The sequence below is a fragment of the Enterobacter sp. EC_64 genome (assembly GCF_019584165.1).
Lineage (GTDB): Bacteria > Pseudomonadota > Gammaproteobacteria > Enterobacterales > Enterobacteriaceae > Enterobacter > Enterobacter roggenkampii.
This window is the reverse complement of sequence record NZ_VDAS01000008.1, coordinates 112,101-131,859: the sequence shown is the minus strand read 5'-3', so window position 1 is coordinate 131,859 and position 19,759 is coordinate 112,101. Positions and strand designations below refer to the sequence as shown.

Sequence of the window (19,759 nt, the reverse complement as noted above, 5' to 3'; positions counted from 1 at the left end):
TAAAGACATGTAGACGTCTATACATCTGGATTTCATCCTGACACAATGTGCTACAACAACGCAACAGGGAATTAACGACATGCAGACATTACAGACGACCAGCCTGCGGGTAGCGGATAATCAGCTCTTTATACTCGACCAGCAGGCCCTTCCGCAGGAGAAACGCTGGCTGGATGCCTCAACGGTAGAGGCGCTGGTAGGACATATTCACGCCCTGCGGGTGCGCGGCGCGCCGCTGATCGGTCTCTCTGCAAGCCTACTGCTGGCGCTGCTGGCGGAAAACGGCAAAAGCCGCGACGAGCTGGCGGTTGCGCTGGAAACCCTGCGCGCGTCCCGCCCGACGGCGGTGAACCTGATGAACAACCTCGACCGCATGAAGTGGGCGCTGTGGCAGGAAGATTTTGTTCCGGCGCTGGTGGCCGAAGCGCTGCGCCTGATTGACGAAGACAAACGGCTCTGTGACGCGATTGCCAGCGCGGGCAGCGCGCTGGTGAAGCCCGGCAGCCGTCTGCTGACCCACTGCAACACCGGCGGGCTGGCAACGGCGGGCGTCGGCACCGCGCTGGGGGTCATTGCTCGCGCGCACCAGGAAGGCAACGTCAGCAACGTCTGGGTCGATGAAACCCGCCCGCTGCTGCAGGGGGGAAGATTAACCGCGTGGGAGCTGGGCGAGCTGGGCGTGCCGTATCAGCTAATTACCGACTCCATGGCCGCCAGCCTGATGGCGAAAGGGCAGGTCGACGCCGTGTGGGTGGGCGCAGACCGCATTGCGGCTAACGGCGACGTGGCGAACAAAATCGGCACCTATTCCCTGGCGGTGCTGGCAAAATTCCACGGCATTCCGTTCTACGTGGCCGCGCCGCAAACGACCCTCGACCCGGACTGCCCGAATGGCGACGCGATCCCGATTGAGCAGCGCGCCGCCAGCGAGGTGATGGGCGTCGCCGGAAGCTTTGGCGCGGTGCAGTGGGCGCCGGAAAACGCGAAGGTCTACAACCCGGCGTTTGACGTGACCCCAGCCTCGCTGATTAGCGGCTGGGTGCTGGATACGGGCGTGGTCACGCCGGAAGAGGTTGCAGAAGGGAAATTTGCCTGAGTCCGGCTATCCTTTAAGGGGCTCCCTTAAGAGGACAACATCGTGACGCTCGACCCTGAAACAGACTTAAAACTGGAGCGCGTGGTGGACGCACCGCGCGACCTCCTGTGGCTCTGCTGGACCACGCCCGAACACATCAAACACTTCTTCATCCCTGCACCGCATAAGGTGACCGACTGCGATCTCGATCTCCGCGTGGGCGGGCGGTTCAACACCGTGTTTGAGGTGGACGGTCAGCGGATGGATAACCGGGGCGTGTTTCTTGAAATCGACCCGGCGAAAAAGCTGGTCTTTACCGACGGCTATACCGAAGGCTGGAAACCGGCCGAGAAGTCGTTTATGACGGGAATTTTGTTGCTGGAAGACGCCGGGGAGGGGAAAACCCGCTATACGGCGATTGCGCGCCACCCCACGAAGGAGATCCGCGAGCAGCATGAACAGATGGGATTTCACGAAGGGTGGGGGATTGTGCTGGATCAGCTGGTGGCGTATGTGAAAGGGCTTAACGCTTAGTGCGCGCTGGTGCCCTCACCCCGACCCTCTCCCACAGGGAGAGGGAGAAAAGATCAGGCCAACCGCGGATACGCATCCGCAATTGCGTCACCGGTAAACTGGGCAACCCAGCCTTCCGGATTGTCGAAAATACGAATCGCCGTAAAGTTCGGCTCTGAGCCCATATCAAACCAGTGCGGCGTGCCCGCGGGCACGGAGATCAGGTCGTTTTTCTCGCACAAGACCTGATATACCTCATCGCCGATGTGCAGGCAGAACAAGCCCGCGCCTTCCACGAAAAAGCGCACTTCGTCTTCGCCGTGGGTGTGTTCGTTCAGGAACTTCGCGCGCAGCGCGTCTTTCTGCGGATTGTCGGCGCGCAGGCTGATCACGTCCCAGCTCTGGTAACCCTTCTCTGCAACCAGTTTGTCGATCGCATGTTGATACGCCTCGATCACGGCTTCAGGTGCGGGATCGTGTCCTAAATTGCGATCCGCCGCCCAGCGTTCAAACCGCACGCCCTTCGCGTTGAGCTGTTGGGCAATCTCGGCGGCGTCGGTGCTGTGCCACTGGTGTTGACTGGCGTCTTTGTCGGAATAAATGGTCAATGCGCTCATGAAGGGATCTGCTCCGGGTTAATTTCGTCAAACTGGTGGACCTGATGGTGGTGGCTTGCGCCGTCATCATCGCCGCGAATCAGCTGCAGGGTACGAAAACCTGCCTGTTCAGCCGCGTCCAGCTCCTGATGAATATCGGAGAGGAAGAGGATCTGCGACGGGGCGATGCCCGTTTGCGCCGCAATGTTCTGATAAGACTGCACCTCGCGCTTGGCGCCGATGTGGGTGTCGAAATAGCCGCTGAACAGATGAGTAATATCACCTTCGTCGCTGTAGCCAAATAACAGTTTCTGCGCGGCGACGGAGCCAGAGGAATAAACATAGAGATCAATCCCTTGCGCTTTCCATTTTTCCAGCGCCGGGAGCACGTCCGGGTAGAGATGGCCGGTAAAGTCGCCGTTAACGTAGCCGTCGTGCCAGATGATCCCCTGCAGCGCTTTAAGTGCCGTAGATTTACGGTCTTCATCCATAAAGGCAAACAGGGCGTCGATAAGTTCGCTGACGCTGGCGTGTGGGTTAGCGATTTCATCACGCAGGTTGTCCAGAATGGATTTGACCGGCTCGGCGTACTGCTGCGCGGTCACGAAGGCCGACAGTCGCTCACGCGCGTAGGGGAACAAAACATCATGGACAAAACGAATATCGCTGGTGGTCCCTTCAATATCCGTCACAATCGCGCGAATCATACTCTCTCCAGTTGTCGTAAACGCATTTCGCATTCAAATAAGAACTCTAATCCTTCCAGATGACGCCGGGCTTCGGCCACGTCGCGTCCCCAGCAGGTTAAGCCATGACCGCGCAGAAGAAAACCATAATTAAGCGGCCGTTCCTGGGCGTAATGGGCGATGCGTGAGGCGAGGGCGTCGATATCCTGGTCGTTATCAAAGACCGGGATAGCCACCGTATCCAGATGCGTGGTTTGTCCGGTGAGGGATTTTTGCATCTCAAAGCCGCTGATGGTGAGCTCGGCCTCTTTGACCAGACGCGACAGCACCGTGGCGTTAACCGTGTGAACGTGCAGCACGGCGTTGGCTTCCGGGAACAGGCGATAAATCAGCGTGTGCAGACCGGTCTCCGCCGACGGTTTGCGACCGGACGGCGCGCGGTTGGTGGCGATCTCCACCTGCAGAAAGTCATCGGTTGTGAGGCTACCTTTGTCCTTGCCGGATTCGCTGAGCCAGCAGAGATGTTCGTCCTGACGCACCGACATGTTACCGCCGGTAGCGGGCGCCCAGCCTTTGGCACCGATCCAGCGGCAGGCGTCGACTAGATGCGTGAGTTGCAGGTTGTCTGTCATTTTCCTTTTACCCTCTCGGCCAGGAATATTCATATGGTTTATACCCGTCATACTTCAAGTTGCAGGTGCGTTGGCTGCACTCACTCACCCCAGTCACGTACTTATGTACGCTCCCGGGGATTCGTTCCCTTGCCGCCTTCCTGTAACTCGAATTATTTAGGGTATAGACGTCTAAGCGTCTTGATTGCCAAAGACTAACATCGTGTTATAGTGGCAGCAACATAAGTATTAAAAGCAGGCACAACAAAATGAGCAATAACGCATTGATCCCGCAGAGTAAACTTCCCGGTCTCGGTACCACCATCTTTACGCAGATGAGCGCCCTGGCGCAGCAGCACAACGCCATTAACCTTTCGCAAGGGTTTCCGGATTTTGACGGGCCAGGCTATTTGCAGGAGCGCCTGGCGTACCACGTTGCGCAGGGGGCGAATCAGTATGCGCCGATGACGGGCGTGCAGGCGCTGCGGGAAGCGATTGCCGACAAAACGGCGGAGCTGTATGGCCATAAGCCCGATGCGAACACCGACATCACGGTGACGGCAGGGGCAACCGAAGCGCTGTACGCGGCCATCACCGCGCTGGTGCGCGCGGGGGATGAAGTCATCTGCTTTGATCCGAGCTACGACAGCTATGCGCCTGCGGTTGAACTCTCCGGCGGCGTGGTGAAACGCGTGGCGCTCCAGCCGCCGCATTTCCGCCCTGACTGGCAGGCGTTTGCCGCGCTGCTGAGCGATAAAACCCGCCTGGTGATCCTGAATACGCCGCACAACCCGTCGGCGACGGTGTGGCAAAAGGCCGATTTCGCCGCGCTGTGGCAGGCCATTGCCGAACGTGAGATTTATGTTCTGAGCGACGAAGTGTACGAGCACATCTGCTTTGCAGAGGAAGGGCACGCCAGCGTGCTGGCGCATCCGCAGCTTCGCGAGCGTGCAATCGCCGTCTCTTCGTTTGGTAAGACCTACCATATGACCGGCTGGAAGGTAGGGTACTGCGTGGCCCCGGCGGCCATCAGCGCTGAGCTGCGCAAAGTGCATCAGTACCTGACGTTTGCCGTGAACACGCCGGCTCAGCTGGCGCTGGCGGATATGCTGCGCGCGGAACCCGCGCATTACCGCGAGCTGCCGCACTTCTATCGTGAACGTCGGGATCTGTTTGTGGCGGCGCTGAGCCAAAGCCGCCTGGAAATTTTGCCGTCTGAAGGAACCTATTTCCTGCTCGCCGACTACAGCGCGATTTCCGAACTGGACGACGTTAGCTTTTGCCAGTGGCTAACGAAAGAGGTGGGGGTGGCCGCTATTCCGCTGTCGGTGTTCTGCGCCGATCCCTTCCCGCACAAGCTGATCCGCCTGTGCTTTGCGAAGCAGGAATCGACGCTGCTGGCGGCGGCGGAGCGTTTGAACACGCTCTGATTATTTCACCGTCCACGCTTCTGAGTAACGGCGGTCTGCAAACAGCTCCAGCAGACCGTTGATTTGCTTGAGGCGCAGCACCTCGTCGCTGTCCATGCCCAGCTCTTTGCCTATTCGCTCATCATTCCAGCCGAGCTGTGCCAGTTCGCGCACGATATCTGACATGGCGTTGATTTGATGCCGACCCCGCGCCCGATTGTGGCGAATCGTGGCGGCCATACGGTCATGTTTATCCTGCCGGTGCTGGCGCAGGCAGGTGACGGGGAGATATCCTCTGAGCTGACGCTTCAACGCCGCCCGATTTTTGCCGATTTCGTGGCGATGAAAGCCATCCACAATTTCGTAGTGATGGGCTTCACTTTCCGTCACAACAATAGGTTGGGTGAATCCATCGAGTTCGAGTGACTTGCTGAGCAGCCGTTTTTCCGGAGGGGCAACGTTATTGGGGTTGTAGTCGTTAGCGATAATCGCGTCCTGTTTGATCCAGAGAACGCAGTCTATCGGTTGCTCGCGAAAAGGGCTGTTTTTATGGATCGCTTCGCGAAAGGCATTGATGGCAGTAATCCGATCCTCCTCGCAAAGTGACTGAAGGTACGTTTCGATCTCGGTAATTATTCTTTGTCGCATAAAATGCCCCACTCCTTGCGCTTCGCCTTCACTCGTTCGCTGTAGCGCTGATAATGTTTAGGTTTATTCGGGCTGAACGACAGCGCCCTGCACCAGTAGTCATTATTAAGTAAAACCTTACAAATACGGCGCCATGAGGGGATGTCTTTGGCGCCGATATCGCCGTCCTGCGTCTCGGGGATATCCGGCATGCCTCTCTTCTGATACCAGTGCAGATAGATCGCGATTTTATTGCGGTAATGCTCAGCCGTGTTTTGCGGCATGCTGTTCAGCAGGAGCATGGCGTAGTCGCGCCAGCCGAGGTGATCGGGTTTGAGGATTTTCCGGTGGCCATAAAAGTGGTTGTCCTGCCCGGCGTAGAAGCCGCCGCTGCGCACGCCGCTGACGCGCTCGCACATGGCGGCCCAGCGCTCAGGCTCGAGAACGTGATAGAGCCAGAGTCCCTGGCGCTGTTCCGGGCCGAAGGGCTCGCAGATGCGCATATAGCGCGGCGGGACGCCCGCCTGAAACATGAGGTTGTAGAGCGGGTTATAGCTGCTTCCGGATTTTGCAAACCATGTCCAGATGTCTGCGGTTTTCCAGTCGTAAAGAGGATAGACGTACCACGCGTGCCCGCCGGGCGCGGTGGTTGTCCATGGCTTATCGTCCGCGAAGCGATGCTTGCGGTTGTTGGCGATGGTCAAAAATCGGTTGTAGGATTCATCGGCGCGAATGCCCACCAGCATGGCTGCCGGACGGTGCAGGGCAAACCAGTCGGAAAACGAGCGGACAAAGGCTTCAAAGGTCATTCCCGTCTGGTAAAAATCAAAATAATCCGCAGCGGTGATGGCGCCTTCCGGTGGCTGGCGCACCCAGCGCACGTCCGGCGCCCAGCATTGCCATTCAGGCTGATACTGTGAGAGGGAATTTTGCGTGGTCAGCGGAAGCGCCACCCAGTAAAAGTGCTCGATGACGTCCCGGTAGCCTTCGCGCAGCGCATTAACGTGCTCAATGGTGCAGGAGAACTGTGCTTCCCAGTCAATAAAAAGCACGCTGATTTTTCGTTTTTGCGCCCGGGCCATTTGCGCGGTGAGATGCAGCATGACGGTAGAGTCTTTGCCGCCGGAGAAGGAGACGCAGATGCGGGAAAAGGTGGCGAACGTCCAGCCGATGCGCTCCTGCGCGGCCTCCAGCACGTTAAGCTGCAGGGGATATTTATACAGTGACATGTTCAATCTCTTCCTGAGTATGACTGTCGGGGGCTTTTATTTACGCTGATTAACCATGAATAGTAAAGATATTAAGGAGAAACCGGAAGAATAAGATCTTCCATTAAAGGATTTGTTGCCCGAATGTAATTAAAAAGTATTCAGGCGATATCGCAAGTTATTCCACTTCGATTTTTTCAATGAATTGCGTAAACACGCTGCTGTTTAACGCCGAGCGATTGTAAAGCATGTAAACATCTACTTGAGGAATCGCAAAAGGCAAGGAAATGCTCTTCAGGTTGAGATGGTCTTTATATCGTTCAAACAATATTGTTGGTACAAAGCCTATTAAATCACTCACGCCAATAATATTCATAATCGAAAGCAGTGAGTCACTGCGGAAACAGACGTTGCGTTCCGGAAGGAGAATGTTTGACTGCAGCTGGAACTCTTTTATGCCATTCTCCTGACTGCGCATCAGCGTGAATTTTTCCTGGCTGAGTTCCTCAATCGTTGCGCTATCGCCGAGGCGGGGGTGATCTTTGCTGCACGCCAACAGCATTGCTAACTTCATAAAGCGGGTACAGACGATAGAGCGACTGTTAACGGGAGCAAAGCTAAACACCAGGTCGGCCTTGCGGTAGGCGAGCAAATCCTCGGCTGACTCAGGAGATAAGAGCACATCATTATGTTCTATGTCGTAATTTTCGTCTGCAAGCAGAGAGCTTAGCAGGCCGCCGAAGCGCCCATGGGCCACAATCTGCGGGCAGTAGATGACAAAGCTCTTTTTGATCTGCGCGTTATTCAGGATATTAATGGTTTGCTCAATGCTATTAAGGTTTTCTTCCAGATGGTGATGCAAATTGATCCCCACCGTCGTCGGGGTAATGCCTTTACCCGAACGAATAAAAAGCGGGTCATTCAGTTGCGCGCGCAGGCGTTGCAGGGACTGGCTCACTGCTGAGGGCGTGATATAGAGTGTTTCCGCTGCCTTGCTAATGCTAAGGTGCTGATAAATGCACTCAAAAATGGCTAACAGATTAAGATCGAATTTTTTAAGGTCGTAAAGATTTGCCATAAATCATCCTGAGTGTGTTGTTGTCATCACATTACTGATAACTATAGTTCGAAGTTAATCATTTACAATCCTTGTGATTAACCTACTTAATTTGTTTTAAATACGAGCTTAATATATCACGAGGCTGGATTATTGAAATAGAACTTCAGCCGTTATTAAGATATTTTTATCTTTAAAACTTGCGGCGTTGTTCTCAAATAACCATTATTGGTTATACATTCGCTGTGACTCATTATTGTCACTTTCGTTCTGGCCACCAGGCAGACCACTTATTGCAACTCATTCTCATTATTAAGCCTCTCGTTGAGTCAGGCAGACGCGGAGGCTATTCGGTAAAACCTATCACAGCCATAGGGCGGAATGCCGGCGTGACGCATTGCCCAAACTGAAAACCGGTGCTGTAATCAAACCGCTGTTACGGCCTGAAATAAGGTATGTAGAGCGCAACGCAACGCCAGCCCAGGCTGGCACTGAAAGTTCCTGTGGAAAGTTCAGGTATCAGGGCCGCCCACCAGGGCGGCCTTTTTACGTTCAGGCTTTCCGTTAGTTCCGTTCACAAGGTTGTCTTGTTGGCTTTGTAAGGTTTGGCTGATTGATTTGATAAAGCATACGCATTAGCCCCGATGGATAAAGTTGGTTACCTTACATCTCAACGAAAACACGGAGGAAGTACAGATGTCTTTGATTAACACTAAAATTAAACCTTTCAAAAACCAGGCGTTCAAAAACGGTGAGTTCATCGAAGTAACCGAGAAAGATACCGAAGGTCGCTGGAGCGTCTTCTTCTTCTATCCGGCTGACTTCACCTTCGTTTGCCCGACCGAACTGGGCGACGTGGCTGACCATTACGACGAACTGCAGAAGCTGGGCGTAGACGTTTACTCTGTGTCTACCGATACCCACTTCACCCACAAAGCATGGCACAGCAGCTCTGAAACCATCGCCAAAATCAAATACGCGATGATCGGTGACCCGACTGGCGCCCTGACCCGTAACTTCGACAACATGCGTGAAGATGAAGGCCTGGCTGACCGTGCGACCTTCGTTGTTGACCCGCAGGGCATTATCCAGGCTATCGAAGTTACCGCTGAAGGTATCGGCCGTGATGCGTCTGACCTGCTGCGTAAAGTAAAAGCAGCGCAGTATGTCGCTTCTCACCCAGGCGAAGTGTGCCCGGCTAAATGGAAAGAAGGCGAAGCAACGCTGGCGCCATCTTTAGATCTGGTCGGCAAGATCTAAGTCTGTAAAGCCTGGCGGCGCTGCGCTTGCACAGGCCTACAGTATCGTAGGCCGGGTAAACGACGAGCCACCCGGCAATCAATGGGCGCACCCGCGCCCATTTCATTCCAGCACCATGATGCAAGTTGCATTCAGGCCGCCCGTATAAGGCAGCTTGCATGATGACGTTTTAAGAGAGGGAAGAACCATGCTCGACACCACGATGAAAACCCAGCTCAAGGCCTACCTTGAGAAACTGACCAAACCCGTTGAGCTGATTGCCACGCTGGACGACAGCGCGAAATCGGCAGAGATCAAGGAACTGCTGGCAGAGATCGCTGAACTGTCACCAAAAGTGACCTTCAAAGAGGATAACTCGCTTAACGTCCGTAAGCCGTCTTTCCTGATCACTAACCCAGGCTCTGAGCTGGGGCCGCGTTTTGCCGGCTCGCCGCTGGGGCATGAATTTACCTCGCTGGTGCTGGCGCTGCTGTGGACCGGCGGTCATCCGTCGAAAGAGGCGCAGGCGCTGCTGGAGCAGATCCGCGATATCGACGGTGATTTTGAGTTTGAAACCTATTACTCGCTCTCCTGCCACAACTGTCCTGACGTGGTGCAGGCGCTGAACCTGATGTCGGTCCTCAACCCGCGCATCAAACACACGGCAATTGATGGCGGTACCTTCCAGAATGAAATCACCGATCGCAACGTGATGGGCGTTCCGGCGGTGTATCTGAACGGTCAGGAATTCGGCCAGGGCCGTATGACGCTGACGGAAATCGTCGCCAAAGTGGATACCGGTGCCGAAAAACGTGCCGCAGAAGCGCTGAACAAACGTGATGCTTACGACGTGCTGATTGTCGGTTCCGGCCCTGCGGGGGCGGCGGCGGCAGTATACTCCGCACGTAAAGGTATCCGTACCGGCCTGATGGGCGAACGTTTTGGTGGCCAGGTACTGGATACCGTGGACATTGAAAACTATATCTCCGTGCCGAAAACCGAAGGCCAGAAGCTGGCCGGTGCGCTGAAGGCGCACGTCAGCGATTACGACGTGGATGTGATCGACAGCCAGAGCGCCAGCAGGCTGGTTCCGGCAGCGGTCGAGGGTGGTTTACACCAGATTGAAACCGCCTCCGGCGCGGTGCTGAAAGCGCGCAGCATCATCATTGCCACCGGCGCGAAATGGCGCAACATGAACGTGCCGGGCGAAGATCAGTACCGTACCAAAGGCGTGACCTATTGCCCGCACTGCGACGGCCCGCTGTTTAAAGGTAAGCGCGTGGCGGTGATCGGCGGCGGAAACTCCGGCGTGGAAGCGGCGATCGATCTGGCGGGGATTGTTGAACATGTAACCCTGCTGGAGTTCGCGCCAGACATGAAGGCCGACCAGGTTCTGCAGGATAAAGTGCGCAGCCTGAAAAACGTCGACATCATACTGAACGCGCAGACCACGGAAGTGAAGGGCGACGGCAGCAAGGTCACCGGTCTGGAATACCGCGACCGCGTGAGCGGCGACGTGCACAGCGTGCAGCTTTCAGGGATCTTCGTGCAGATTGGTCTGCTGCCAAACACCACCTGGCTGGAAGGGGCGATTGAGCGCAACCGCATGGGCGAAATCATCATCGATGCCAAGTGTGAAACCAGCGTGAAAGGCGTGTTTGCGGCCGGCGACTGCACCACCGTGCCGTACAAACAGATTATTATCGCCACGGGCGAAGGGGCGAAGGCGTCTCTGAGCGCGTTTGACTACCTGATCCGCACCAAAACCGCATAAGAAAAGAAAGTAAGGCTACACCTGCAATAGCGAGAGGCCACCGAAAGGTGGCCTCTTTTTTTTATCTAACGACCATCACCGGTATATGGGTGTGGCGGATGACGCTGGAGGCGTTAGAGCCCAGCAGATGCGTGGTAATGGACGGGTTACGCGAACCGATAACCACCACGTCTGCCTTCAGTTCGGTCGCCAGCTCATTGACCGCATCGCGTACGCTGCCGAATCTGACGTGTGTTTTGATCCGTGAAGGGTCGATGCTGAAGTGGCTGACCATGGTTTGCAGGCGATTTTCCGCTTCGTGCTGCAAATGTTCCTCGAAGCGACGCACATCGGCGGCAAAGCGGTGCAGGCTCAGGCTGGCGGAGCCTGGCAGCACGTGTAGCAGATGGATGACACCGTCCTGCTGCGCCAGAAACTCCGCGTGGCGTACGGCCTTGTCGCTCAGCTCCATTTCAAAAACATCAACCGGCATAATGATTCTCTGATACATACCCGTTTCTCCTTGTTTATAAACGCTGTACTCATTCAACCACAAAATAGTCATGGTTTCTGTAAGCGCTCCGTCAGTTTTCTTATCTTGCCAGGATAAATCTCAAAAGACCCGTATTCACAGGCAGACCTTCAGGGGTAGCTACCCTTATACACTTACCCGGAACCTTTCGGAGGTCGCATGAAAGCACTTACGTATCACGGTCCACACCATGTTCGCGTCGAGAATGTCCCCGACCCCATCATCGAACAGCCCGACGATATTATTCTGCGCGTCACGGCCACGGCTATCTGCGGCTCCGATTTGCATCTCTACCGCGGAAAGATCCCGAAGGTGCAGCACGGAGATATTTTTGGCCATGAGTTTATGGGGGAAATCGTCGAGTGCGGCGCAGAGGTGAAGAATTTGCAAAAGGGCGATCGCGTGGTGATCCCCTTTGTTATCGCCTGCGGGGACTGTTTCTTCTGTCGCCTCCAGCAGTATGCGGCCTGTGAGAATACCAACGCCGGGCAGGGTGCCGCACTGAACAAAAAGCAAATTCCCGCGCCTGCGGCGCTGTTTGGCTATAGCCACCTCTACGGCGGCGTGCCGGGCGGGCAGGCGGAATACGTTCGCGTGCCGAAGGGTAACGTCGGGCCGTTTAAAGTCCCGCAGCTTCTTTCTGATGATAAAGCGCTGTTCCTGTCCGACATTTTGCCCACGGCCTGGCAGGCGGCAAAAAATGCGCAGATTGAAAAAGGCTCAAGCGTAGCCGTTTTTGGCGCCGGGCCGGTGGGGCTACTGACCATTGCCTGTGCGCGGCTGCTGGGGGCTGAGCAGATCTTTGTTATCGATCACCATCCCTACCGGTTGCGATTTGCCGAGGCGCGCTATGGCGCTATCCCCATCAACTTTGATGATGACAACGACGCGGCGGAAAAAATCATCGAGCAGACCGCGGGCCAGCGCGGCGTTGACGCCGTGATTGATGCGGTCGGGTTTGAAGCGAAAGGCAGCACCACGGAAACGATCCTCAGCAATCTTAAAATCGAAGGCAGCAGCGGCAAAGCGTTGCGTCAGTGCATTGCTGCCGTGCGTCGCGGCGGGGTGGTCAGCGTACCCGGCGTATACGCAGGGTTTATCCATGGCTTCCTGTTTGGCGATGCCTTTGATAAGGGGCTGACGTTTAAGATGGGCCAGACGCACGTCCATGCCTGGCTGGGTGAACTGTTACCGCTGATCGAAAAAGGGCTGCTTACGCCGGAAGAGATCGTGACCCATTATCTCCCCCTTGCGGATGCGGAACGCGCCTATAAGATTTTCGAAAAACGGGAGGAGGAGTGCCGGAAGGTGATTCTGGTCCCGGGCGCAGAGACCCCCGAAGCCGCAGAGCAGACCGTTAAAGGGCTGGTGAATGCCTTCCCGGGCGGGGTTGCCTGAGAATATTCGCTTACCAGTGGCGTTCAAGATAGAGCACGGCCGTGACGATAATCGCCACAAAAATCAGAAAGATAAGTGTGATAACGCCTATCTCACTCATGACCGTCCCCGCGGCACCAAAACAGGTTAAGCGTGGATTAAGGCCATTTTGCGCGGTATAGGAAAATTGGGTGAATTTGCGGAAAGAGGATGCGGCTGCATCCTCTGTGCAAAGCGGGTAGGCGCTTATTCAGAAGAGATTAACGCAGGTAATCGCCCGCGGCTTCTGGCTGGTAGAGCAGCTCCAGCACTTCCAGATGGGTTGACGCCCCACCCGGTAATTCCCAGTGGATCGTATCCCCCGTACGCAGTCCCAGCAGTGCGGCACCCACAGGGGCCAGAACAGAAAGCTGTGTGCTGCTGTCGGTCATCTGAGCCGGGTATACCAGCGTACGGGTCAACTCTTCACCGGTGGTCAGGTTGCGGAATTTCACCTGGCTGTTCATGGTGACCACGTCATGTGGCATTGTCTCAGGCGTGCACATCTGTGCCCGGTCGAGCTCCTCATTCAGGGCGTCGGCCACGGGGAGCGAGGCAAATTCCGCTTTTTCCAGCAGCCTGTCGATACGTTCTGCGTCGAGCTCATTGATGATAATGGTAGGTCTGGACATTTTTTACTCCATGTCGTTAATGCTGCGTCTAACGCAGAAACTGATCCAAAAGAAAACCCTCGCCGTCTGGCAGCGAGGGTTTAACTCTCCCGATGATACTGGCTGAGCGCGCAAGTTTGAAGTGATGAAAGTCACATTCATGGGCCATATGAATTTTCGCTGAAATTTATTCAGTCTTCATTCCTGACGGAATACGTTACGCTGAGTGTCCTGAACCCGGGCGTTGCCCACCAACGAGAGAGAACTATGTACTTCTATCAACCGTCTCAGGGGCACGGCCTGCCGCATGACCCGCTGAACGCCATTATTGGTCCACGTCCGATAGGCTGGATCTCCTCTTGCGACAAGGCCGGTCAGCTGAACCTTGCACCGTACAGTTTCTTCAACTGCTTTAACTACCGCCCGCCGATCATCGGCTTTTCCAGCAACGGCTGGAAGGACAGCGTGCGTAATATTACGGAAACCGGGGAGTTTGTCTGGAACCTGGCAACGCGCGATCTCGCACATGCGATGAATCAAACCTCCGCGATGCTTCCCCACGATCGGGATGAATTTAGCTTTGCCGGACTCACGCCAGCGGCCAGCCAGCTGGTTAACGCCCCCCGCGTTGCAGAAAGCCCGGTGAATTTTGAATGTCGACTGTCCCAGTGCATTCAGCTTACCGGAGCCGACGGTACGCCGGTGGACACGTGGCTGGTGCTGGGGGAAGTGGTCGGTATCCATATTGCCGAAACGCTGCTGGAAGAGGGGATATACCAGACGGCGAAAGCGCAGCCCATCCTGCGTGCGGGTGGGCCGACGGCATACTATGGCATCAGCGATGAAAACCGGTTTGATATGGTGCGCCCGGGCGCGGATCAGTAACCGGCTTTATCAATCACGAATTGTTTTCCGCAGTTACCCGGATGTGGCTGCGGGGCAAATGAGGTCGCAGAAAGCGGATTGTTAATGGCGTCAGCCTTCAGCGAAATCTGCATCTCGGTCAGATAAGCCGGATTGCCGTTGCAGGTCAGCTTGAACGCTCTGACGTTCTCCTTGCCCCAGCTTTTGGCTACGGCACTGTCAAAGTCGCTGCGATTGACGGGTTTTCCGTAGTTATTGGCAAGGAATTTACCGACCGCACTGTTTTTAACTTCCTGATTCATCCGCACCATCGTGCCGAAATAGGCATCCGGATCGAAACCAAAGCAGACGCCATGTTTGGCGTATTCGTAGCGTTCCAGGCAGGAATTACCGCCCGCACCCGGCATCACGTCGTTGAGCTTTGCGGCAGCGGAAAGCGACAGTCCGGTTTCGGCGGCATCGCATTTGCGGCTGGCCTTCACTTCCGGCATGTTCGGAATGGGGCGCGTGGCGCAGCCAAAACGCATCCATCGACGTTCATCCACCCCGCGTGCGGCAATGGATTTCGGCAGGCCGGGCCATAGCCCGTGAACGGTCAGAAAATCAGCTTTATTTTCGCGCTCTTTTTGCAGGCGACATTCGTCAGGTTCATTGCGGTTGCGCTCGACCATGCTCTGGCAAAAACCGGTTTGCCAGGACAGGGCCAGCACATAGCGATCGAAATCGCCATACTGGGTTGCCTTGAGCGGTTCTGCCTGCGTGGAGAAAACACAGAGGGCAAGCGCGATTGCCCCAGACGGGATAACGATATCCTTCCTGAACATATGATTTCCTGATCGAATGAGCGTGATTGATTTCTGGGGGTTATTAAAGCACAAAAAGCGCCCGCAGGCGCTTTCTGGATATCAGGAATTTAGCTTAGGCTGCGCCGGGCACCAGCACTTCCGTGGCGATAATCACGATAATCAGCCCAACCATAACGGGCACTGAGGTGCGTTTTACCACTTCAAATGGCGAGATTTTCGCCATCCCGGCAACGGCGACGACCACGCCCGATACCGGGGAAATGGTGCGGCCCAGGTTTGACGCCTGCAGCATGGGAATGGAGAGATAGGCCGGGTTAATACCGGAGGAGTGGGCCAGTTTCGGGATCATCTCCACGAAAGCGTAGAAAGGCGCATTGCCGGAACCGGTGGTCATGGCCGCCAGCATGGTGAGTACCACCAGGACCAGCATCAGGATAATACTGGCCGAGCCGAACGAGGTGGCGATAGAGATCAGGCTCTGGATAAAGCCGATGGTGCTCAGACCCTGAGCAAAAACGCCCGCTGCCACCAGCAGCATCACCACGCCAGCGAAGGCATCCGCCATACCGCGATAGGCGACTTCCAGACCAGAGAACACCTTTTGCGTGTTGAAACCGCGCACAAACTCCAGCACGGCAGCCAGCAGCATGCAGATCACCAGAATGGTGATGATGTGCAGCTGCGGGCCCCATTTGCCGTCAAAAATCAGCACTCCGATAATCGGCGTGAAGGGCAGAATGGCATAAAACGCGGGTGCGGTGGTGGTGATCTCACTCACGTCCATCATCTCGTGGCTGATGTTTTCTTTCTTATCCAGATAGCGCTGCCAGAAGAAATGCGCGATTCCCATTCCCACAATGGCGACAATAGAGATTGGCAGCGTGGTTTTAAAGGCGAAGTCGATGAGCGACATCTCCGCAGCCTTTGCCGCCAGCACAACGTCGCCGGAGGTCGGGGAGAGAATAATGGCTGCCGGAGACGCGCAAATGGCTGCTGCCGCGCCGCGGCTGATACCGACGTTCACCATGACCGGGAACAGCGTGGCCATGAGCAGTACGCCAAGTCCGGTTGCCGACGACACGGCCAGCGACATCAGGCAAGCGAGGAAATAGGCGGCGACCATCAGCAGATAGGGTGAGTTGATGTATTGCAGCGGTTTTGAGGCAAGCTTAACGACCATGTCGTTGGCACCGATATGGGTCATGTAGGCGGCAAAACCGCACAGCATCATGATCATCATACCCAGGTCGCCGCCGCGGCTCATGAGTAATATCTTAATGTATTCAACAATATCAGTGGCGGTGTAACCCGTACTGGTTGCACTGGCAGGTAATACCTGATGTCCCATTATGGCGCTGATAATCAGCAGCGTTAAACCGCCAACAAATAATACGCCCGTGGCCGAATAGCCTTTAATGATGTAGCGTGCGACACCGACAATGACGACGACCCCAATAAGGAGTTCGAATAACGTAAGCATGATTTCCCCTGTATCTCTGCTGCAATGGAGCACAAAAAATCAATAAAAATAAGAAGGATGAAAATGTGCCGAATAAATGGCCTGTTCTTGCTGATTAAAATCAATAAACAGACGACTAGAGAGCAGAACAACCGTGTTTTTGCCATGGCTCTTACATTTACGCCATGAGAGTCTTGACCGTCAGAAATAGCGCAATATGTCCTTACAATGATAACAGATTGTTAATATTTTGTGTAATTCAGCATGTTGCTGATATACAGGGCTAAACAGGTTAAAGGCTCACTCTGAATGTGCTTATTCAGACTTGCGGTCCAGTTTATTGAGAATATTCCCGGAAAAAGGCCGAATAATTAGGAATAACGCTGATGTCGTTAAGCCTTGATTCAACTACTTTATGGTAAACTTTGCCTCGAATACTAAGAATGGTAATTGCATTGTGATCGTACGTAATACATTTTTCTCAATTTTATTGTTTATTTTTGGGCAGTTAACGTTTTCTTCTGTTGCACAGGCAGAGGACAACGCGACGGATAAAGGGTGGTTCTCAACCTTTACGGATAATGTCTCTCAGACCTGGACGGCGCCCGAACATTATGATCTCTATGTTCCGGCAATAACGTGGCATGCGCGTTTTGCTTACGACAAAGAGAAAACCGATAAATATAACGAGCGTCCGTGGGGCGCTGGTTTCGGTCAGTCGCGCTGGGATGATAAGGGAAACTGGCATGGCATCTATCTGATGGCCTTTAAAGACTCCTTTAATAAATGGGAGCCGATTGGGGGCTACGGCTGGGAGAAAACCTGGCGCCCGCTAGCCGACGAGAACTTCCATGTCGGGTTGGGCTATACCGCGGGGGTCACCGCGCGTGACAACTGGAACTACATTCCGATCCCGGTGCTGCTGCCGTTGGCCTCTATCGGTTACGGCCCCGCAACGTTCCAGATGACCTACATCCCGGGCACGTACAACAACGGTAACGTTTACTTCGCCTGGATGCGTTTTCAGTTTTAACTGAAAAAACGTTACCTGTTGGTGATAAAACGCGCAGCCGTTGATTCATAAACGATAAAAATCTGCCAGTGAAAATTAACGCGACTTTAGTCACTTTTTATCAAAGATCCGCTGGACAAAAGGTCTCACAATTGATGTACTGGTAACCGACACAGCATTTGTGTCGTTTTTTAATGTAAAGGTAATTTTGATGTCTAAGATTAAAGGTAACGTTAAGTGGTTTAATGAGTCCAAAGGATTCGGTTTCATTACTCCTGAAGATGGCAGCAAAGACGTGTTCGTACACTTCTCTGCAATCCAGTCTAATGGTTTCAAAACTCTGGCTGAAGGTCAGCGTGTAGAGTTCGAAATCACTAACGGTGCCAAAGGCCCTTCTGCTGCTAACGTAATCGCTCTGTAATCCAGACGCGTCAGCAAGAATTTCAAAACCCGCTCACTGAGCGGGTTTTTTTCGTTTTGAATCAGCCAAGCAGATACATTTTCAGGAAGCTGGCCACGATCAGCACGCTTAACAACACCATGCCTGCGCTCATCAGACTCTGTTTCATTCTGTCACCCTCGTTCAGTACTGCATCCAGAGTGACAGAGAAAAATTAAGCCAACATTAACGGTTCGGCTGTTAATGCGCGCTTGCGGAAGAAAATAGCCAAAATGCGATCCCCGTCATCGCAAAGGAGCCGAGCATATTGATCGCCATATTCATCAGCGCCCAGCCGATACGGCCTTCCTGAAAGAGAAAAACCGTTTCCGCAGAAAAGGTTGAGAAGGTGGTTAACCCGCCGCAGAATCCGGTGGTAATCAGGACTTTCCACATTGGGTCAATGTGTGTCATTCGGTTAAACCAGGCCAGCCCCATGCCAATGATAAAGGCACCTATCAGGTTTGCAGCCAGCGTCCCCATGGGAATCGCCTGATGCAGGGGGTTAAACCGCATACTGAGAAACCATCGCGCAACGCTACCCGTTCCCCCACCAATAAAAACGGCTAAAAGTAGTTGTAACACGCTAAATACCTGCTATTTGATGTGTAAGAGAAGCGAGTTTAACGCCGTTTATGATGAGGGGACAAATATGTATGTTGCGGTAGGGCAATTTGCGGTCACGCCTGACTGGCAGGCTAACGCGATAAAATGCGTCAATCTGATGATGCAGGCCCAACAGAAAGGCGCGTCGCTGCTGGTGCTTCCTGAGGCGCTGCTGGCCAGGGATGATAATGACCCGAATTTATCCGTGAAGTCCGCGCAGCCGCTGGACGGTGAATTTTTACAGCAATTGCTCGCCCAGAGCGTGGGCAATACGATGACGACGATCTTAACAATCCATGTTCCCTCTACGCCGGGTCGGGCGGTGAATACGCTGGTGGCGATTCGCGGCGGAGCCATAGTCGCACGTTACGCCAAGCTCCATCTTTATGATGCCTTCAGCATTCAGGAATCACGGCGCGTCGACCCAGGAGACCGTGTTCCGCCGCTGCTGGAGATTGACGGATTAAAGGTTGGGCTGATGACCTGCTATGACCTGCGTTTTCCGGAGCTGGCACTCCATCTGGCGCTACAGGGGGCGGACGTGCTGGTTCTGCCTGCCGCGTGGGTTAAAGGGCCGTTAAAGGAACATCACTGGGCAACGCTGCTGACGGCACGCGCGCTGGATACCACCTGCTATGTCGTTGCTGCAGGAGAATGCGGAACGAAGAACATCGGGCAAAGCAGGGTAGTCGATCCGCTGGGTGTGACGATTGCCGCCGCTGCGGAAGCCCCGGATTTGCTGGTGGCGGAGATAAACATAGACAGAATTGCGCTTGCACGTCAGCAATTACCTGTTCTTCGCAATCGTCGGTTTGCGCCACCGCAATTATTGTGATGTTTTTTTCAACAATGCTTGATTCACCTTGTTACAGATTGCTATTGTGTGCACGCGCTAAATGACCGTTAATACAGTCAGGTTTTGGCGCTGAATGCAGCCTGTTTTAAGTAAAGAAGGTATCTATGGGTGAGATTAGTATTACCAAACTGCTGGTGGTTGCCGCACTGGTCGTCCTGCTGTTTGGTACCAAGAAGTTACGCACGCTGGGTGGTGACCTGGGGGCTGCCATCAAAGGCTTTAAGAAAGCAATGAACGACGATGATACAGCCGCGAAGAAAAGCGCTGAGGATGACGTCCCGGCAGACAAGCTTTCTCACAAAGAGTGACAGCAACGCCTGCGGGATTGCGAAAAAAAACCGGCTCATGAGGCCGGTTTTTTTGTATTACTGTAAATGAATATTA

At 54.4% G+C, this 19,759-nt stretch carries 23 protein-coding genes; 11 read left to right on the top strand and 12 right to left on the bottom strand.

Annotated elements, in window-relative coordinates; all coding sequences use genetic code 11:
- The first annotated feature begins 79 nt into the window (after positions 1-79).
- Together mtnA and FHC52_RS08710 are read left to right on the top strand one after the other, a co-directional pair.
- A complete protein-coding gene (gene mtnA, locus FHC52_RS08715; RefSeq protein ID WP_126288522.1) occupies positions 80-1,096 on the top strand; it encodes an S-methyl-5-thioribose-1-phosphate isomerase in 1,017 nt (338 codons plus the stop codon).
- Positions 1,097-1,138: 42 nt separating this feature from the next.
- Complete coding sequence (locus tag FHC52_RS08710; RefSeq protein WP_220420027.1) at positions 1,139-1,609, top strand: SRPBCC family protein; 471 nt, start codon at positions 1,139-1,141, stop codon at positions 1,607-1,609.
- Positions 1,610-1,662: 53 nt separating this feature from the next.
- Here FHC52_RS08710 and FHC52_RS08705 read toward each other — a convergent pair whose 3' ends face one another.
- Genes FHC52_RS08705 through FHC52_RS08695 form a run of 3 tightly spaced genes read right to left on the bottom strand, consistent with a single transcriptional unit; the run spans position 1,663 to position 3,502 of the window.
- Positions 1,663-2,205 (bottom strand): acireductone dioxygenase, encoded by a 543-nt coding sequence (locus FHC52_RS08705; protein ID WP_126288518.1) that lies wholly within the window; start codon positions 2,203-2,205, stop codon positions 1,663-1,665.
- Positions 2,202-2,891 (bottom strand): acireductone synthase, encoded by a 690-nt coding sequence (mtnC, locus tag FHC52_RS08700; RefSeq protein ID WP_126288516.1) that lies wholly within the window; start codon positions 2,889-2,891, stop codon positions 2,202-2,204. Before mtnC ends, FHC52_RS08705 begins: the two co-directional genes overlap by 4 nt.
- Positions 2,888-3,502 carry a methylthioribulose 1-phosphate dehydratase gene (locus tag FHC52_RS08695; protein ID WP_008501010.1) on the bottom strand — a complete coding sequence of 205 codons (615 nt, stop codon included), beginning with the start codon at positions 3,500-3,502 and terminating at the stop codon, positions 2,888-2,890. Before FHC52_RS08695 ends, mtnC begins: the two co-directional genes overlap by 4 nt.
- A gap of 248 nt (positions 3,503-3,750) precedes the next feature.
- Here FHC52_RS08695 and FHC52_RS08690 point away from each other — a divergent pair, with 248 nt between their 5' ends.
- Complete coding sequence (locus FHC52_RS08690; RefSeq protein WP_220420026.1) at positions 3,751-4,911, top strand: pyridoxal phosphate-dependent aminotransferase; 1,161 nt, start codon at positions 3,751-3,753, stop codon at positions 4,909-4,911.
- On the opposite strand, the gene FHC52_RS08685 is transcribed toward FHC52_RS08690, so the two are convergent.
- From FHC52_RS08685 to FHC52_RS08675, 3 genes are all read right to left on the bottom strand, one after another.
- Positions 4,912-5,538: a ParB/RepB/Spo0J family partition protein gene (locus FHC52_RS08685; protein ID WP_032656202.1), complete on the bottom strand. Its 627-nt coding sequence runs from the start codon at positions 5,536-5,538 to the stop codon at positions 4,912-4,914.
- Positions 5,523-6,746 (bottom strand): phosphoadenosine phosphosulfate reductase, encoded by a 1,224-nt coding sequence (locus tag FHC52_RS08680; RefSeq protein WP_021242593.1) that lies wholly within the window; start codon positions 6,744-6,746, stop codon positions 5,523-5,525. Before FHC52_RS08680 ends, FHC52_RS08685 begins: the two co-directional genes overlap by 16 nt.
- Positions 6,747-6,903: 157 nt before the next feature.
- A complete protein-coding gene (locus FHC52_RS08675; RefSeq protein ID WP_220420025.1) occupies positions 6,904-7,803 on the bottom strand; it encodes a DNA-binding transcriptional repressor CitR in 900 nt (299 codons plus the stop codon).
- Between the two features lie 675 nt (positions 7,804-8,478).
- On the opposite strand from FHC52_RS08675, the gene ahpC reads away from it, so the two are divergent.
- Positions 8,479-9,042 (top strand): alkyl hydroperoxide reductase subunit C, encoded by a 564-nt coding sequence (ahpC, locus tag FHC52_RS08670; RefSeq protein WP_008501015.1) that lies wholly within the window; start codon positions 8,479-8,481, stop codon positions 9,040-9,042.
- Between the two features lie 187 nt (positions 9,043-9,229).
- Complete coding sequence (gene ahpF, locus FHC52_RS08665) at positions 9,230-10,795, top strand: alkyl hydroperoxide reductase subunit F (protein WP_063436470.1); 1,566 nt, start codon at positions 9,230-9,232, stop codon at positions 10,793-10,795.
- A 61-nt stretch (positions 10,796-10,856) separates the two neighbouring features.
- Here ahpF and uspG read toward each other — a convergent pair whose 3' ends face one another.
- On the bottom strand, positions 10,857-11,285 hold the full coding sequence (uspG, locus tag FHC52_RS08660) for a universal stress protein UspG (protein ID WP_008501017.1): 429 nt from the start codon (positions 11,283-11,285) through the stop codon (positions 10,857-10,859).
- Between the two features lie 180 nt (positions 11,286-11,465).
- On the opposite strand from uspG, the gene FHC52_RS08655 reads away from it, so the two are divergent.
- On the top strand, positions 11,466-12,704 hold the full coding sequence (locus FHC52_RS08655; protein WP_008501018.1) for a zinc-dependent alcohol dehydrogenase: 1,239 nt from the start codon (positions 11,466-11,468) through the stop codon (positions 12,702-12,704).
- Between the two features lie 10 nt (positions 12,705-12,714).
- On the opposite strand, the gene yldA is transcribed toward FHC52_RS08655, so the two are convergent.
- Entirely contained in the window at positions 12,715-12,804 is a 90-nt protein-coding gene (gene yldA, locus FHC52_RS22925) for a small membrane protein YldA (RefSeq protein WP_008501020.1), read from the bottom strand.
- 139 nt (positions 12,805-12,943) lie between these two features.
- Positions 12,944-13,354, bottom strand: coding sequence for a nucleoside diphosphate kinase regulator (gene rnk, locus FHC52_RS08650; protein WP_008501021.1), 411 nt, complete (start codon positions 13,352-13,354; stop codon positions 12,944-12,946).
- Between the two features lie 246 nt (positions 13,355-13,600).
- Between rnk and FHC52_RS08645 the strand changes: the two genes are divergently transcribed.
- Positions 13,601-14,218, top strand: a complete 618-nt coding sequence (locus FHC52_RS08645) for a flavin reductase family protein (protein WP_063417924.1) — start codon at positions 13,601-13,603, stop codon at positions 14,216-14,218.
- Here FHC52_RS08645 and rna read toward each other — a convergent pair.
- On the bottom strand, positions 14,212-15,021 hold the full coding sequence (gene rna, locus FHC52_RS08640; protein ID WP_100122694.1) for a ribonuclease I: 810 nt from the start codon (positions 15,019-15,021) through the stop codon (positions 14,212-14,214). The genes FHC52_RS08645 and rna overlap by 7 nt on opposite strands.
- Before the next feature lie 94 nt (positions 15,022-15,115).
- On the bottom strand, positions 15,116-16,483 hold the full coding sequence (gene dcuC / locus FHC52_RS08635; RefSeq protein ID WP_021242585.1) for an anaerobic C4-dicarboxylate transporter DcuC: 1,368 nt from the start codon (positions 16,481-16,483) through the stop codon (positions 15,116-15,118).
- A gap of 394 nt (positions 16,484-16,877) precedes the next feature.
- Between dcuC and pagP the strand changes: the two genes are divergently transcribed.
- Positions 16,878-17,495 carry a lipid IV(A) palmitoyltransferase PagP gene (gene pagP, locus FHC52_RS08630; RefSeq protein WP_008501026.1) on the top strand — a complete coding sequence of 206 codons (618 nt, stop codon included), beginning with the start codon at positions 16,878-16,880 and terminating at the stop codon, positions 17,493-17,495.
- Positions 17,496-17,685: 190 nt separating this feature from the next.
- Positions 17,686-17,895, top strand: coding sequence for a transcription antiterminator/RNA stability regulator CspE (cspE, locus tag FHC52_RS08625; RefSeq protein ID WP_002439184.1), 210 nt, complete (start codon positions 17,686-17,688; stop codon positions 17,893-17,895).
- A gap of 219 nt (positions 17,896-18,114) precedes the next feature.
- Here the strand turns inward: cspE and crcB are convergent, their stop codons facing one another.
- Complete coding sequence (gene crcB, locus FHC52_RS08620; protein ID WP_008501029.1) at positions 18,115-18,498, bottom strand: fluoride efflux transporter CrcB; 384 nt, start codon at positions 18,496-18,498, stop codon at positions 18,115-18,117.
- A gap of 67 nt (positions 18,499-18,565) precedes the next feature.
- On the opposite strand from crcB, the gene FHC52_RS08615 reads away from it, so the two are divergent.
- Both FHC52_RS08615 and tatE read left to right on the top strand, forming a co-directional pair.
- The gene (locus FHC52_RS08615; RefSeq protein ID WP_126288510.1) at positions 18,566-19,354 is read left to right on the top strand and encodes a deaminated glutathione amidase; all 789 of its coding nucleotides are present in this window, start codon (positions 18,566-18,568) and stop codon (positions 19,352-19,354) included.
- A 125-nt stretch (positions 19,355-19,479) separates the two neighbouring features.
- The gene (gene tatE, locus FHC52_RS08610; RefSeq protein ID WP_008501031.1) at positions 19,480-19,683 is read left to right on the top strand and encodes a twin-arginine translocase subunit TatE; all 204 of its coding nucleotides are present in this window, start codon (positions 19,480-19,482) and stop codon (positions 19,681-19,683) included.
- Positions 19,684-19,759 lie beyond the last annotated feature (76 nt).

Coding starts and splice junctions, on each gene's coding strand:
- FHC52_RS08675 (WP_220420025.1), bottom strand. CDS start 7,803: ATGGCAAATCTTTACGACCTTAAAAAATTCGATCTTAATCTGTTAGCC.
- yldA (WP_008501020.1), bottom strand. CDS start 12,804: ATGAGTGAGATAGGCGTTATCACACTTATCTTTCTGATTTTTGTGGCG.
- FHC52_RS08695 (WP_008501010.1), bottom strand. CDS start 3,502: ATGACAGACAACCTGCAACTCACGCATCTAGTCGACGCCTGCCGCTGG.
- ahpF (WP_063436470.1), top strand. CDS start 9,230: ATGCTCGACACCACGATGAAAACCCAGCTCAAGGCCTACCTTGAGAAA.
- FHC52_RS08705 (WP_126288518.1), bottom strand. CDS start 2,205: ATGAGCGCATTGACCATTTATTCCGACAAAGACGCCAGTCAACACCAG.
- FHC52_RS08655 (WP_008501018.1), top strand. CDS start 11,466: ATGAAAGCACTTACGTATCACGGTCCACACCATGTTCGCGTCGAGAAT.
- mtnA (WP_126288522.1), top strand. CDS start 80: ATGCAGACATTACAGACGACCAGCCTGCGGGTAGCGGATAATCAGCTC.
- uspG (WP_008501017.1), bottom strand. CDS start 11,285: ATGTATCAGAGAATCATTATGCCGGTTGATGTTTTTGAAATGGAGCTG.
- pagP (WP_008501026.1), top strand. CDS start 16,878: ATGGTAAACTTTGCCTCGAATACTAAGAATGGTAATTGCATTGTGATC.
- cspE (WP_002439184.1), top strand. CDS start 17,686: ATGTCTAAGATTAAAGGTAACGTTAAGTGGTTTAATGAGTCCAAAGGA.
- tatE (WP_008501031.1), top strand. CDS start 19,480: ATGGGTGAGATTAGTATTACCAAACTGCTGGTGGTTGCCGCACTGGTC.
- FHC52_RS08690 (WP_220420026.1), top strand. CDS start 3,751: ATGAGCAATAACGCATTGATCCCGCAGAGTAAACTTCCCGGTCTCGGT.
- dcuC (WP_021242585.1), bottom strand. CDS start 16,483: ATGCTTACGTTATTCGAACTCCTTATTGGGGTCGTCGTCATTGTCGGT.
- FHC52_RS08615 (WP_126288510.1), top strand. CDS start 18,566: ATGTATGTTGCGGTAGGGCAATTTGCGGTCACGCCTGACTGGCAGGCT.
- rna (WP_100122694.1), bottom strand. CDS start 15,021: ATGTTCAGGAAGGATATCGTTATCCCGTCTGGGGCAATCGCGCTTGCC.
- FHC52_RS08680 (WP_021242593.1), bottom strand. CDS start 6,746: ATGTCACTGTATAAATATCCCCTGCAGCTTAACGTGCTGGAGGCCGCG.
- FHC52_RS08685 (WP_032656202.1), bottom strand. CDS start 5,538: ATGCGACAAAGAATAATTACCGAGATCGAAACGTACCTTCAGTCACTT.
- mtnC (WP_126288516.1), bottom strand. CDS start 2,891: ATGATTCGCGCGATTGTGACGGATATTGAAGGGACCACCAGCGATATT.
- rnk (WP_008501021.1), bottom strand. CDS start 13,354: ATGTCCAGACCTACCATTATCATCAATGAGCTCGACGCAGAACGTATC.
- FHC52_RS08645 (WP_063417924.1), top strand. CDS start 13,601: ATGTACTTCTATCAACCGTCTCAGGGGCACGGCCTGCCGCATGACCCG.
- ahpC (WP_008501015.1), top strand. CDS start 8,479: ATGTCTTTGATTAACACTAAAATTAAACCTTTCAAAAACCAGGCGTTC.